Source organism: Streptomyces sp. NBC_01012 (genome assembly GCF_045162755.1).
In the GTDB taxonomy this organism is placed as follows: Bacteria; Actinomycetota; Actinomycetes; order Streptomycetales; family Streptomycetaceae; genus Streptomyces.
On sequence record NZ_CP108688.1, the window covers coordinates 7,136,684 to 7,150,640 of the forward strand.

The following is a 13,957-nucleotide window of genomic DNA, read 5'->3' on the forward strand; positions in this document are numbered from 1 at the left end:
CGTCCGTGTTCGTGAAATGAGACCGGTAATGGGATTCGACCCGATCGCCATCGTCGGCCGTGGCTGTGTCTTCCCCGACGCGCTCGGCCCCGACGCCTTCTGGGACAACATCGCCGCGCGACGGTGCAGCCTGGCACCGGTCCCGGACGGCAGATGGCGCCTGCCGCGCCGGTGGGCCATGGGCACCGTCGACGACCACCTCGACCGTACCTGGACCGATGTCGGCGGCTACGTACGGGACTTCGGGCCGGCGTTCGACCCGACAGGGTTCCAGGTCGCACCCGAGGAGATTCTCGGCCTCGACGAACTGTTCCACTGGGTGCTCCACGGCGCCCGGCAGGCGCTGCGCGAGGCCGGGCGGGAGGGGCCTTCGGCCCGTGCGGGGCTGGTCCTGGGCAACCTGTCCTACCCCACGAGCTCGGGATCCGCCTACGCCGAGCACGTATGGCTGTCGGAAGGCGCGCCCTCCCTGCTGCCCGCGGCCGTACGCAGCAGGCCCGACGCCCGCAACCGCTTCTCCTCGGGGCTTCCCGCGCACTTCGCGGCCAAGGCTCTCGGTCTTGGCGCGGGAGCCTTCGCGGTCGACGCGGCCTGTGCCTCCTCCCTGTACGCGATCAAACTGGCCTGTGACCGCCTGCATGACGGGACGGCGGACATCATGGTGGCCGGCGCGGTCAACCGGGCCGACAGCCTGTTCCTGCACGTGGGGTTCTGCGGACTGTCCGCGGTGAGCCGTACCAGCCGAAGCCGCCCCTTCCACCGGGACGCCGACGGGCTGCTCCCCGGCGAGGGGGCAGGGTTCGTCGCACTGATGCGTCTGCGTGACGCCCTCGCGCAGGGTGCGCCGGTCCTGGGAGTCGTCCGAGGAGTCGGACTGTCCAACGACGGGCGTGGCAGAGGACTGCTCAGTCCCGCACAGGAAGGCCAGGAGCGCGCGATGCGCCTGGCCTACGCCATGGCGGACATCGCACCGCGGACCGTCTCGCTCGTGGAATGCCATGCGACCGGAACACCCGTCGGGGACGGGGAAGAGGTCCGCAGCATGGCGCAAGTCTTCGCAGGAAGCGCCGATGTGCCCATCGGCTCGCTGAAGTCCAACGTCGGACATCTGCTGGCCGCTGCCGGTGTGGGCGGGCTGCTCAAGGTGATCGGCGCGATGCGAGCAGGCGTCCGCCCCGCCACCCTCGCCGCCGAGGAGCCGCTGACCGAGCTGCGCGGCACACCACTGCGGGTACTGAGCGAGTCCGAGCAGTGGCCTGGCCTCCGTCGCGCGGCGGTCAGTGCTTTCGGGTTCGGCGGCACCAACGCCCATCTGGTCGTGGACGCCTGGGACGGTACGGACGGTGTCACGGACGCTGCTCTGCCCTGCCCGCAGCGCCCGCAGCAGGGACAGCCGTTGGCGATCGTGGCGATGGCCGCCCGGGCCGGCGAGGGAGCGCGTACCCAGGACTTCACCCGCGCGGTACTCGACGGCAGCGGGAGCGGTCCGGCGACAGAGATCGATGTGACCCTGCCCGGTCTCCGCTTTCCGCCGCTGGCGGTCGGGCAGGCGCTGCCCCAGCAGATCCTGATGCTGGAAGCCGCACGGGAGGCGGCGCGGGACGTCACCCTGCCGCGGGAGCGGACCATGGTCGTCGTCGGGACGGGCATGGACACGCAGAACAGCCGTGCCCCCGCACGCTGGCGTGCACCGTTCTGGCTGGAGGAGGACGCCGGGAAACCCACAGGCAAAGCAGCCACTGATCCAGGCCCTGCCGCGCGCTTCCGGGATGCCTTCAGCGCCCCCATGGGCCCGGAGAGACTGGTAGGCACCCTCCCGAATCTCGTGGCCAACCGGATCAACACCCAGCTCGATCTGGGCGGTCCCGGCTACACCGTCTCTGCCGAAGAGGCCTCCGGCACGGTCGCGTTGGACCTCGCGGCACGGGCGCTCCGCGCCGGGGAGGCGGACGCGGCGCTCGTCGGCGCCGTCGACCTCTCCTGCGAACCGGTCCATCGGGCCGCCCTGCGCGAGCTCGGACGCGAAACCACCACAGGCGACGCCGCCGTGGTCCTCGTACTCAAGCGCCTTGCCGATGCACGTCGTGACGGCGACACCGTGCTCGCCCTCCTCGACGCCGAGGCGACCGGCGACCCGGACGTGGTGATCGGCGACGGTTCGGACGCCCGATTCGACCCGGCAGGACTGTTCGGCCGCGCCCACGCCGCCCAGGGGCTGCTCGCGGTCGCCGCCGCGGTGACCGCTCTACGGCACCGCGCCCTGCCACGGACCGGCGGACCTGCCGACGCCGCTCCGGGGCTGCGCACCGCGCACGCGGTGGTGTCACCGCTGGAGGCGGTCCCCATGCGTGTCGGGCTACGGGCGGCCGACGCCGGGGCATGGGCGACCGGACCGGCGCCACGGCTGCACGTGTACTCCGGGCGGGACCGTCAAGACGTCCTGGCCGCCCTGGAGTCGGGCGCCGAATCCCCCGAAGGACCCGCGAGGCTGGCCTTCGTGTCCGACGGAGACCCCCGTACGCGCCGGGACGCCGCGCGCCGCTGGCTCGCCGGGGACGGCGTCAAGCCACCCGGCGCCGCTTACCGCGAGACACCCGTGCGGGGCGAGGTCGCCTTCGTGTTCACGAACGGCTCGGCCGCCTACCCGGGCATGGGCCGTGAGGTGCAGTTGGCCCTGCCCTCGCTCGGCGACACGGTGGCGGCCACGTACGGGGACGCCGTCGGGCAGCCCCGATCCGGTGAGGCGCCGACCGTGCTGGACCAGATCTGGGGCGCCGCCCAGCTGTCCGCGGTCCATGTCGAGCTGACCCGGGGTCTGCTCGGGCTGCGTCCGGACGCCGCCATCGGTTACTCCTCCGGCGAGTCCGCCGCCCTGGCTGCCCTGGGCGCATGGCGCGATGTGGCCGCCCTCCACCGGGACACCCGGGACAGCGGCCTGTTCACCAGCGAACTCACCGGCGAGCTGCGAGGGGTACGCCGTGTCTGGGAACGGATCGGCGTGGACGGTGACCGCTGGGCGAGCTATCTGCTGACCGCACCCCTCGACCAGGTACGTGAAGCGCTGACGGACGAACGCGCCGTCCATCTGATGGCGGTCAACGCCCCCGGCGTGTGTGTGGTCGGCGGCGAGTCACGGGCCTGCGCGGCAGTGGTGGCGCGGCTCGGGACCGCACACGCGATCCCGGTCGACTACGACCTGGCCGCCCACGCCCCCGAACTCTCCGAGGTACGCGACCGGTGGTGGAATCTCCACCACCGGCCCACCGACGCCGTACCCGGGGTGCGGTTCTACAGCGGTGCGACCACCCACTGGTACACCGTCACGGCCGAGCGGGCGGCCGACGCCGTCACCGCGCAGGGCATGGGGACGATCGACTTCGTGGGTACGGTCGAACGGGCGTGGGCCGACGGGGTCCGCGTGTTCGTCGAGCACGGGCCGCGCGGCCTGTGCACGGGATGGATCAAGCGGATCCTGGGCGAACGCGAACATGTGGCCGTCGCACTCGACGCGGCGGACAGAGGCCTCGGACCGCTCCACCTGGCCGTGGTGGAACTCGTCGCCGCCGGCGTACCCGTCCGCGCGGAGGCACTCTTCGAGCGACTGCGGTCCGCGGTCGCCCCCTCGGCGGCCGATGACACCCCCACCATCACTGTTCCGGCCCACCGGGAGATCACCTTGCCGTCCCTCGATCAGCCCGCGGTGATCATGCCCAGGGCGCCCCGGCTGGACCAGGTCCCGGCCTGCCGGCCCGCCGAACCCACGGCCACCGAACCCGTCGCCGCCGCCCTCGCCTCCGCCGAACCCACGGCCACCGAGCACGTCGCGGCCGGATCCGCCGCCCTGCCATCCGCCGTCGCTCCCGTCGCTCCCGTCGCCCCCGCGGTCCTCCCCGCCGCGATCCAACCGCGCGCGACGGACATGCGCACACTGGTCGCACGGCACACCCACCGGGTCATCGCCCTCCACCAGGACGTCACCGCCCAGCACGCCGCAGCGCACCAGAGGTTCCTGCGGACCAGGACCCAACTCGCCACCGCACTCGCACAGATGGCGGCCGGCACCGCAGTGCCACCCCCGGCGGGCCCTGCCCCCGCCCCTGCTCCCACTCCCGCCCCCCGGCCGGTCACCGTGTTCGACCGGGCACAGCTCGAACACCTCGCCGTACAGCCGGTCTCCACCCTGTTCGGACCCAAGTTCGCCGGACAGGACGCCTACGAGGTGCAGACCAGGATGCCCGGCCCGCCGATGCTGCTCGCCGACCGGGTCACGGGCATCGACGCCGTCCCCGCCGCCCTCGCCGAACTCGGCCCGGAACACGCCACCGGCACCATCAGGACCGAGACGGACGTCCGCCTCGACAGCTGGTACCTCGACTCCGCCGGACGCATGCCGGCCGGCCTGATGATCGAGGCGGGCCAGGCGGACCTGCTGCTGATCAGCTGGCTCGGTGTCGATCTCCTCAACCGGGGCGCACGGGCCTACCGGCTGCTCGGCTGCGAGGTGACCTACCACGGCAGCCCGCCCGAGGCCGGCGAGACACTGCGGTACGAGATCCACATCGACCGGCACGCCGAACACGACGGTGTGCGCCTGTTCTTCTTCCACTACGACTGCTACGTCGGCGAAGAGCTCCGGCTGAGCGTCCGCGACGGTCAGGCAGGCTTCTTCACCAAGGCCGAACTCGACGACACGGACGGCGTCCGCTGGAGCCCCGCCGTCAGCCCACCGGCCCCGGACCTCCCGTACGACGCCCCGGCAGCATCCTGCGCACGGTCGTCCTTCACCGCCGAACAGGTACGGGCCTTCGCGACCGGCCGGCCGGCGGACTGCTTCGGCCCTGACTGGGACGTCACCAGATCACACGTGCGCTCACCCCGTCCGGACGAGGGCCGTCTGATGCTCCTGCGCGAGGTCACCGCCTTTGACCCGGCCGGAGGGCCGTGGGGTCGCGGGTACCTCCGTGCGGAAACACCCGTCTCACCGGACGACTGGTTCTTCGAGGGGCACTTCACGAACGACCCCTGCATGCCGGGCACCCTCATGCTCCAAGCCGGTCTGCAGGCAATGGCGTTCCACCTGGCGGCGCTGGGCTTCACCGTCGCCAGGGACGGCTGGCGCTTCGAGCCGGTCACCGGGCGCGCCTGCACCGCCCGATGCCGTGGACAGGCCACCCCCGCGAGCCGCAGGATCGTGTACGAGGTGTTCGTGCGCGGTGTATCGGCCGGTCCCGAACCGACGCTCTACGCCGACATCCTGGGCACCGTCGACGGGGTCAAGGCCTTCCACGGCGAGGACATCGCCCTCCGGCTCGTTCCGGACTGGCCCCTCTCGTACTGGGGGCAGCTCGGCGGACACAGGGAGCAGACCAGCGGAACCCCGGTGCCACTGGCGTCACTCGGAGGGCTCGTCGGCCATCGCGAACGCGGCGCTGAAGCGACCACAGGGGTGGAAGGGACCACCGGCGTTGAAGGGACCACCGGCGCGGAGGTGACGTCGGACGGGCGGCCCGTCTTCGACTACGCGTCCCTGTTGGCATGCGCGTGGGGCAGGCCGAGCGCGGCGTTCGGCCCCGGGGCGCAGATCTTCGACGGCACACGCAGGATCGCACGGCTGCCCGGCCCGCCCTATCACTTCATGACCCGCATCGCCTCCGTGGACGGTCCGCCGAACGGTATGCGGCAGGGCAGCCGGGTGGCCGCCGAGTACGACGTACCCGACGAGGTCTGGTACTTCGAGCAGAACGCCGAACACGTCATGCCGTTTGCCGTACTCATGGAGACCGCCCTGCAGCCCTGCGGGTGGCTGGCGGCCTACGTGGGATGTCCGCTGACCGCCGACACCGATCTGCTCTTCCGTAACCTCGACGGGAAGGGCACGGTCACCGGGGAGATCACACCGGCGACCCGGACCGTCAGGACCGAGGCGGAGCTGACCTCGATCTCGCGGACCGGCGGGATGATCATCCTGTCCTTCGCGATCCGGTGTCTCGCGGACGGCGAGGAGGTCTTCACCCTGTCCACGGTGTTCGGATTCTTCCCTCCGTCGGCCTTCGACCACCAGGCCGGGCTGCCCGTCCCGGAGAGCGCCCGCGCCGCACTGGACGCGCCGTGTGCGCGTACGGTCGATCTCACGGCGAGGCCCGCCCGTTACTTCGCAGGCCCGGCCGCACTGCCCGGTCCGATGCTGCTGATGATCGACCGGGTCACGGGCTACTGGCCCGAAGGGGGAAGCGCGGGGCTGGGCCGGCTGCGGTCGGAGAAGGACGTCGACGCGGGGGAGTGGTTCTTCAGGGCCCACTTCTTCCAGGACCCGGTCCAGCCGGGCTCACTCGGCATCGAGGCCATGTGCCAACTGCTCCGGTTCTACCTGATCGAGCGGGGACTCACCGGCAGCATCCCCCAGCCCCGCTTCGAGCCCGTCCTGTCCGGCCAGGAGGTGGCATGGAAGTACCGGGGGCAGATCACCCCCGCCAACCGGCTCATCAGGATCGACCTGGAGATCCTGGAGGTCGGCCAGGACGCCCGCGGGCCTTACGCGCTGGCCGAGGCGAGGCTCTGGGGAGATGACATCTGTCTGTACCACGCCCGCGGAATCGGTGTCCGCGCAGTGCCCCGGGACGACGGCCCGTCGGATGTGACGGACAGGACGCTCGATCCGGCCGTCGAGCGCTGGACGAGCGACCACCGGCCGACCTGGACGGTGCCCGCGCTGCCGATGATGTCGGTGGTCGACCAACTCGCCCAGGCGGCAGTCGACCGGACGGGCCGTCAAGTGGTGTCCGTACGCGACGTTCAGCTCCGGCGCTGGATCCCCGTCGCCACACCGGTCCGGTTCCGGACAGAGGTGGTGACCACGGAAGCGGGCCTGGACGTTGCGCTGCTGATGTGGCGTGAGGCGGCGAGGGCGGAGCTGTCCCGCTACGAGGAAGTGGCCCGTGGCACCGTGCTGGTGGGAGACCGGCCGGAGCGCCGCCCTGAGCGTTTCGCCCCGCTGCCGGACGCCGTGGCCCAGCCCGATCCGTACGCCGCGGCCGAGTTGTTCCACGGCCCTGCGTTCCAGTATCTGACGTCGCTGGCCATCGGGGCGGCCGGGTCCTCCGCGGTCGCCGACATCGCCCGTGGCTCGGTGCCCAGGGGATGTCTCCACCAGGGAGTCATGGACGCCCTCATCCAGGCGATCCCGTCGGCCGGCCTGTGGCGGTGGTCCCCGCGGATCGGTGAGGGCATGGTCGGCTATCCGCTCCGGGTGGACCGGCTGGAGCTGTTCGAAGCGCTGCCGGACAGCGGTGAGGTGGAGATCGAGGCCCGGTTCGGCGGGCTCCTCCCCGACGAGACGGGCCTGCGCCCCAGGTCCGTGATCGACATCCAGCTGTGTCTGGAGGGACGGGTCGCCGTCGAACTACGTCTGACCAACATCCTGTTGTCCGTCGGCCCACTGACGGGTGCCACGCTCGTCGAACGCCGTGATTTCCTGACCCTCCGCCAACCCACACCAGGGGTGGGGCTGTGCCGTTACGCCGACGGCACGACCGAGCTCCATGCCGACGAGATCGACCAGATGGACTGGCTCAGAGGCACGGTCGCACACGCCATGGGCCTCCCGCCCGGCTCCAGAGGCAGGGACCACCTGGAGGCGATCGCCGTCAAGGACCACGTCGGGCGACAGGCCGGCGTACATCCGCACACCGTGCGGCCGAGCGAGGATCTGCGGTCCGCCCGCACCGCCTCAGGACAGGTCCACCGCGTCCTGGTCGTCCGGAGCGGGGACCGGGTCACCGTCCGCTCGGCGGAGGAGTGGTGACCGGGAGCGAGGGGGAGAGGCTGGCGTCGATCCCGGCCGGTGAACTACGTTGTGGGGCGATGACGACCGGGACGGCATCGCGCCACGCACAGATTGATGACCCGGCACTCCTTTGAGTGCCGTACGGGCCGACGGCGGCCCGCTGCCGGTCGCGCGGCCTGGTGCCGCCGCGCGGGCTCCGCCTCCACTCGTGTTGATCACAGCTCGTCATATCGACCACGACTGGAGACCCATGCCCACCACGACGCTGCAGATTCCCACCACGGACGGCACGTCCGACGCGTTCGCCGCATTCCCCGACCAGGGCGGGCAGCACCCAGGGGTGCTGATGTACCCGGACGGCTTCGGTATCCGGCCGGTGCTGCGGGAGATGGCCGTCGAACTGGCCGCGCACGGGTACTACGTGCTCGTCCCCAACCCCTTCTACCGGAACGGCCCGACACCGGTGATCGAAGTCCCCGAGTACATCGGGGAAGAGGCCCGGCCCGCGGTCATGTCCCAGCTGATGCCCCTGATCCATGCGCACACCACCGAACGCATCCTGAGTGACGCCGATGCCTACCTCGGCTTCCTCGCCGACCGGCCCGAGGTCGCCGCAGGACCCGTCGGGGTGACCGGATACTGCATCGGCGGTCTCCTGGCGATGCGCACGGCCGTGGCCCACCCGGGCCAGGTGGCCGCCGTCGCCACATTCCACGGTCCCGTGGGCGCCGAAGGGCCCGAGGACCTGCGCCGCCTCTTCTCCGGGCTCACCGCCCAGGTCCACCTGGGCCACGCCGCGAGCGACATCACCCCCGAGGCACTCGGCGAGATCAACGAGGCCCTGGACGCGGCGGGCGTCGACCACACGTCCGAGATCTATCCGGGCAGCGTCCACGGCTTCACGATGTCCGACACCGATGTCTTCGACCCCGCCGCACTCCAGCACCACTGGGACCGCCTGCTGCCCCTGCTGGACCGCGCCCTTGGGCCTGTCTGACCATTCCCGTCCATGACCGCAGCTTCGCCGGATTGCGGACCACCCAGAGACGGGTGACACGGCCGTCGGCGATCTCGAACGAGGCCACGCTCATGACGGTGCCGGCGTGCCGGGCCACCAGGCCCGGTGCGCCGTTCACCGAGCGCTCCAGCAGTTCGAGCGTCGCAGCCCGCTCGGCGATGGCGACCATGTAGTGGGCGATCCCCGCACCCCCCTCGACCGGGTGCAGGGCGGTGCCGACGACCCCGCCACCGTCGGCGGTCATCACGGCGGCCGGGTCGAGGAGGCCGACGAGCGCCACGATGTCCTTCGCCTCCCAGGCCTCCTTGACCCGGCGCACCGTGTCGGCCTGACGGGCCTGCCCGGACTCATTCACCAGGGGCCGGGCGTCGCGTACCCGCCGGCGGGCGGATGCCGCGAGCTGTTTGGAGGCGGCGGCGGTCCGGCCGAGGACGCCGGCGATCTCGGCGAAGGGATAGCGGAAGACGTCGTGCAGGACGAATGCCACCCGCTCGGCAGGCGTCATCGACTCCAGGACGACGAGGAAGGCCATGGTCACCGACTCGTCCAGGACCATCTGGTCGGCGGGGTCGATCCCCGGGCCGTGCGGCCACTCGGCGTGGTCGGGCAGCGGGTCAGGCAGCCAGGCGCCGACGTAGCGTTCGCGCCGGGCCCGCGCCGAGCCGAGCACATCGAGGCAGATGCGGCCGATCACCGTCGTCAGCCAGGCACCCGGGGACACGATCTCGGCCCGCCGATCAGGCGGCAGCGCGTACCAGCGCGCGTAGGCCTCCTGCACGGCGTCCTCGGACTCCGCCAGCGATCCGAGCAACCGGTAGGCCACATTGATCAGTTGGCGCCGCTCACCGGCGGGCTCATCGGTGTTCGTCCCAGCAGCCCCCATGCTCCCGGCCCGTCCCCTCGCCTTACCTTTCGCAGGCCCGCGTCGTCGGACCGGTGAGACCTTACCGATCCACTGTCCTCCGGCTGATGCCCAGGGCGGAAAAGGGGACCGTGGCATGGCGACGACCCAGGTGACGACAGAGCGCCGCATCTCGTTTCTGCGGACCGCGATCGCGCTGCAGACGCTGACCATCTTCCTGCAGGCGATCTCCGCGGGACTGCTGCTGACCGCGTCCTACGGAGAGACGCTGCACAGCGTCGGAGCCCGCGTGATGTACGGCGCGTCGATGCTCTACGTGCTCGCCGCGGTGCTGGCGTGGAAACCGGGCGGCGGCCCGGCCGGCCCGATCCGGCACGCCTCCGGCTTCCTGGCCCTGGCCTCGGTACAGGTCGTGCTCGGTATCGCGCACATACCGTCGGTCCATCTCCCGCTGGGCGTCCTGATGTTCGGACTGAGTCTGCTGGCGCTCGCACGGCGCTGAAGGCCGTTTCGGGTGTCGGACACCAAGGCGTCCGTCACCAGGGAAAGAGGCCCACCGGAGCGTCGTCGTCCTCCGCGTCTTCGAGCAGCGAGACCTGTACGCGTACCCGCTTGCCGACCGGCTCGCGGCGTACCTCGAAGCTCTGGCAGAGCGCGAGCACGATCTCCAGGCCGTGCTGCCCCTCGCGTACCGGGTCGCCCTGCAGCGCGCTGGGGAGCACGGCGCCCGAGTCCCACATGGTGACGAGCAGCCGGTCGCCGTCGACTTCGAGATCCAGCAGACACGGGCCGGGCGCGTACTTGCAGACATTCGTGGCCAGCTCACTCACGACCAGCTGTGCGATCTCCAGCGCCCGTGTCGGGACATCCACACCCCGCAGTGTGCGCGCGTCGGACAGAAAGTCCCGGACGAAGGCGCGGGCACGGGAGATCTCTCCCGAGTCCATGGCGTACGCGGCACTCCCCGCCATGACGCCCCTGCCGTCCCGCGGACCATCCTGCTCGGGTCCGTACCTCGCCGTCAGCTGTTCCATGTCGCATCCCCGTCGCTCGGTCGCACCACCCGCCTCATACAACCGCCCGCCTACCCCTCGTCCCACATTTCAGGCATAGGTACCCAGGGCGAGGCCGTGGCCGCGAGTGGCACGCGACCGGGAGGTGACCGGAGGAGGACCGGAGGCGGACGGACAGCGGTCAGGGGTCCGTGATGTCGAGGGTGACCTTCGACAGGGGGCAGCCCACACACGTCAGTACGTAGCCATCGGCCTTCTGCTGCGGGGTGAGGCAGTTCGGCTCGTTCTGTGTGATCTCTCCGCCGCGCAGCCGCACCATGCAGTCGCCGCAGTTCCCCACCGTGCAGGAGTGCGGCATCGGCAGCCCGGCGGCGAGTCCCGCGTCGAGCAGCGTCTGGCCCGGTTCGACCACCACCGTGGCGACGGGGCGACCCTCCTGCTCGACGGTCATCTTCTGCGGGGCCGTCGCCGTGGGTCCCCTGTCCGCTCCGCTGGTGTAGTGCTCCTGATGCACCAGCTCGTCCAGGACTCCGAGCCCGGTCAGGACGCTCCGGACGGTGTCCATCAAGGGGCCGGGACCACAGGTGTAGTAGTGGGCGTCAGGGGACGGCGAGAGGCGGGTGATCCACCGGCGCACGCCGTCCGCGTCGAGCCGACCGTCCTGGCTGGTCAGTACGTGGGTGACCGACAGCCGGTCCGGGTTGTCCTTCGCCAGCCGGGCCAGTTCCTCGGCGAAGATGACCTCGTCCGCGCGGCGGCTGCTGCAGAGCAGCGCGATCCTGTCGGTGTCCTGCCGGGCGGCGAGCCGCGCGCGGATCATGCTCATCATCGGTGTCACACCGCTGCCCGCCGCGATGAGGACGACCTCCTCAGGAGGCTCAGCCTCGGCGTGGAAGGACCCCGACGGACCGCGCACCGCGAGACGGTCCCCCACGCGGAGACCGCGGTGCACATGGGTGGAGAACCGGCCGCCGTCGATGTGCTTGACGGTGACCTCCAGCCGCGTGGAACCGGGAGCCGACGAGGCCGAATAGGCCCGTCGTACCGGGCGGGCATCGATGTCGGCGACCAGGGTGAAGAACTGGCCGGGCCGGAAGTCGAACGGCCCCGGGTCCCCTTCGGCATCCTCCAGCACGACGGTGACCGCGCCCGGTGTCTCCTTGCGCACCTCGACGACGCGCACGTCCCGCAGGGCGTGCTCCGGCGCTTCCGGCGCTTCACCGGCGAGGGGGTGCCCACCGTCCGCACGGCGCCGGCGCAGGAAGCCGCGACCCGGCCGGCTCCCGGCCGGGTCGGCGTCCTCGTAACCCTCCTTGCGCAGCCCCGAGCGGTAGAGGCGGTCGGCCGCGAACCGCATGAGCCGGGACATCCCAGGGAGCGCCCCGATCGCCTTCAACAGGAACGCGGGCGGCACACCGGAGGCACCGGAGGAACCAGCCGCGAGGTGCTCGCCCGCCAGCGCCACCAGGTCCGGCATGTCGCCACGGCCGGGGCGCACACCAGGAGCCCACATCCGGGACCGCTCCACGGCCTCGTTGCCCCGCACCTCGGCGTGCTCGACGTCGATGAGCAGCGCCAGGTGCGGAGACACCCCACGCAGGGCCATCGTCTCCAGGAGCTCCGGATCGTCGGTGATCGCCCCACGACCCCGGATGTGCAGCACACCGCTGCGTCCAGGCACGAGCGCGGCGAGGGAGAGCCGGTCGTCCCGCAGCAGATTGTGGAGCGTGTCGGCGCGCTTGTTGCCCCTGCGGTCGGGGATCACGAGCGTCCGGCCGTCCAGGACGCGTGCGACCGCCTCCCTGTCACCGCGCGGACTGGTGTCGCTCCCGCCGGACGCGTCGGCCGTGGACAGCGCGAGAAAGGGTGCCGCGGCCAGAAAGTCGGCGACACCGGGGCCGCACAGCGGGCCGTCACCCGTGATCCCAGCGGCAGGCACGGCAGTGGGCGCGGGCGGTTGCCACAGACGGGACCTGAGGACGGCCTGTGCGCAGTGCACGTACGCCTCCTGGACGTCGACGGTCAGCACCGCCTCCTTGCGCGTGGCCGTCGAACCGTTGACGCGCAGGATCTCTCCGACACCCGGCAGCAGGAAGAAGAACGAGACCGGACCGTGCGGATCGCCGGGCGGGGGCAGGGAGAACGAGATCCGCGTGGGCGAGTGGACACGTACGAACCCGGGCCTGCCGCCGATGAACGTCGTCCTGCCGGTGCCGTCGCTGTCCCGGTAGCCGAAGGCCGCGATCGGACACCTGGCCAGGACGGCCCGACAGCCCTCGTCGAGGGCGCTGATCTGCTTGAGCATGACCGCGGGCGCCGGGCGCCCGACGGTCGCCCCGAGCTCGTCCACCGTCGTCAGCCGGTTCAGGCCGCTCCACCGCTCGGACTGTCGCATGAGAGTTCCTTTCAGCCGGGCGATGACCGGCCCAGGCGCCAGTAACCGACGAATGAGATGTCCCGCTTGGGCACGCCGCGGTCGTTGACGAGATGCCGCCGTACGCTCGTCGCCAGCCGGGACTCGCCCGCGACCCAGGTGTAGAAGGGGCCGGCCGGAAGCGATGCCTGGCGTACGGCTTCCAGCGCCCGGGCGCCTGGCCGTAGTCGGCTGTCGTCGCGACCGAGCCAGTGGATACGGACGCCGGCGGGTGCCTCGAAGGGCCGGATGTCGGCCGAGGACGCCACCTCCACGTACGCCTCCGTGACCTGCGAGGGCGGTGCTCCCTCGATGATCGACAGAATGGCCGGCAACGCGCTCTCGTCACCGACCAGCAGTCGCGCCGTCGCGTGCTCCGGCAGCCGGTACGTGGTGCCCATGTCGAAGATCCCGGCCGGGCTGCCCGGCTCGGCCCGGCGCACCCAGGACGACATGGGCGAGTCGCCGTGCAGGGCGAACTCGATGTCGATCTCCTCGTCCGCGGGCCGTACGCGCCGGACGGTCAGGTTGCGCACCCACGGGCGGGCAGGCTTCGGCATCAGCAGGAGCTGGGCCATCCATGCCTCGTTCGAGACGGTCGGCATCCGCAGGGTGGTCTGTCCCTCGCGGGGGAAGAACAGGCGGACCGCCTGGTCGTTACCGGCGACGGTGAGGTCCCGCACGGCAGGACCGCCGAGGGTGACACGCGCGAAGCCCGGGGTGAGGAACGCGCGCCGACGTACCTCCAGCGTGATCATCGTACGGGACTCGGGTAGGTGCACCTTGGGGATCACGGCGTATCACCCGCTCCAGGTGTGGCCTTGTTTCCGCAGCTCATGGCATTATTCTGAACAATCACTCACTTCTT

The 13,957-nt window shown here is 71.4% G+C and carries 7 protein-coding genes; 3 read left to right on the top strand and 4 right to left on the bottom strand.

Features of this window, described 5'->3' with window-relative positions:
* Positions 1–28: 28 nt before the first annotated feature.
* Positions 29–7,801 (top strand): beta-ketoacyl synthase N-terminal-like domain-containing protein, encoded by a 7,773-nt coding sequence (locus OG623_RS31860; protein ID WP_406151059.1) that lies wholly within the window; start codon positions 29–31, stop codon positions 7,799–7,801.
* 232 nt (positions 7,802–8,033) lie between these two features.
* A complete protein-coding gene (locus OG623_RS31865) occupies positions 8,034–8,780 on the top strand; it encodes a dienelactone hydrolase family protein (protein ID WP_406151060.1) in 747 nt (248 codons plus the stop codon).
* On the opposite strand, the gene sigJ is transcribed toward OG623_RS31865, so the two are convergent.
* Positions 8,683–9,684: an RNA polymerase sigma factor SigJ gene (sigJ, locus tag OG623_RS31870; RefSeq protein WP_406151061.1), complete on the bottom strand. Its 1,002-nt coding sequence runs from the start codon at positions 9,682–9,684 to the stop codon at positions 8,683–8,685. The genes OG623_RS31865 and sigJ overlap by 98 nt on opposite strands.
* Before the next feature lie 115 nt (positions 9,685–9,799).
* On the opposite strand from sigJ, the gene OG623_RS31875 reads away from it, so the two are divergent.
* Complete coding sequence (locus OG623_RS31875; protein ID WP_406151062.1) at positions 9,800–10,165, top strand: hypothetical protein; 366 nt, start codon at positions 9,800–9,802, stop codon at positions 10,163–10,165.
* A 34-nt stretch (positions 10,166–10,199) separates the two neighbouring features.
* Here OG623_RS31875 and OG623_RS31880 read toward each other — a convergent pair whose 3' ends face one another.
* The 3 genes from OG623_RS31880 to OG623_RS31890 all read right to left on the bottom strand — a co-directional run bounded on the left by OG623_RS31880 (position 10,200) and on the right by OG623_RS31890 (position 13,847).
* Positions 10,200–10,697 (bottom strand): ATP-binding protein, encoded by a 498-nt coding sequence (locus tag OG623_RS31880; RefSeq protein WP_406151063.1) that lies wholly within the window; start codon positions 10,695–10,697, stop codon positions 10,200–10,202.
* Between the two features lie 160 nt (positions 10,698–10,857).
* Positions 10,858–13,071 carry a 2Fe-2S iron-sulfur cluster-binding protein gene (locus tag OG623_RS31885; RefSeq protein WP_406151064.1) on the bottom strand — a complete coding sequence of 738 codons (2,214 nt, stop codon included), beginning with the start codon at positions 13,069–13,071 and terminating at the stop codon, positions 10,858–10,860.
* 11 nt (positions 13,072–13,082) lie between these two features.
* Positions 13,083–13,847, bottom strand: a complete 765-nt coding sequence (locus tag OG623_RS31890) for a siderophore-interacting protein (protein WP_406152093.1) — start codon at positions 13,845–13,847, stop codon at positions 13,083–13,085.
* Positions 13,848–13,957: the final 110 nt, after the last annotated feature.

Coding starts and splice junctions, on each gene's coding strand:
- OG623_RS31860 (WP_406151059.1), top strand. CDS start 29: ATGGGATTCGACCCGATCGCCATCGTCGGCCGTGGCTGTGTCTTCCCC.
- OG623_RS31865 (WP_406151060.1), top strand. CDS start 8,034: ATGCCCACCACGACGCTGCAGATTCCCACCACGGACGGCACGTCCGAC.
- sigJ (WP_406151061.1), bottom strand. CDS start 9,684: ATGGGGGCTGCTGGGACGAACACCGATGAGCCCGCCGGTGAGCGGCGC.
- OG623_RS31875 (WP_406151062.1), top strand. CDS start 9,800: ATGGCGACGACCCAGGTGACGACAGAGCGCCGCATCTCGTTTCTGCGG.
- OG623_RS31880 (WP_406151063.1), bottom strand. CDS start 10,697: ATGGAACAGCTGACGGCGAGGTACGGACCCGAGCAGGATGGTCCGCGG.
- OG623_RS31885 (WP_406151064.1), bottom strand. CDS start 13,071: ATGCGACAGTCCGAGCGGTGGAGCGGCCTGAACCGGCTGACGACGGTG.
- OG623_RS31890 (WP_406152093.1), bottom strand. CDS start 13,847: ATGATCACGCTGGAGGTACGTCGGCGCGCGTTCCTCACCCCGGGCTTC.